Below are 280 nucleotides of genomic sequence, written 5' to 3'. Positions count from 1 at the left end.
CCGGCTTGGCGGGAGAACTCACTGCATTGAAAGTGCAGTTTGAAGAAAGCCAGGCAAAAAACAGTGAGCTTACTACTTCTTTGGAACAGCAAACAGCGCAACTCTCTACCGTAAATCAGGAGCTGACTACAGCTCAGGAACAGCAGGCATCCCTAACAGAAGAACTTACAGCTGCTCAGGAACAGGCTACCGGCTTGGCGGGAGAACTCACTGCATTGAAAGTGCAGTTTGAAGAAAGCCAGGCAAAAAACAGTGAGCTTACTACTTCTTTGGAACAGCA

General features: G+C 48.2%; 1 pseudogene. It reads left to right on the top strand.

Features of this window, described 5'->3' with window-relative positions:
- Positions 1 to 280 (top strand): annotated as a pseudogene (locus JWH17_RS23490) (hypothetical protein); the annotation flags it as partial.

It is taken from the genome of Desulfogranum marinum, assembly GCF_016918565.1.
In the GTDB taxonomy this organism is placed as follows: domain Bacteria; phylum Desulfobacterota; class Desulfobulbia; order Desulfobulbales; family Desulfobulbaceae; genus Desulfogranum; species Desulfogranum marinum.
Note: the sequence above shows the minus strand (reverse complement) of the source record. Positions and strands in the feature narration are given on the sequence as shown.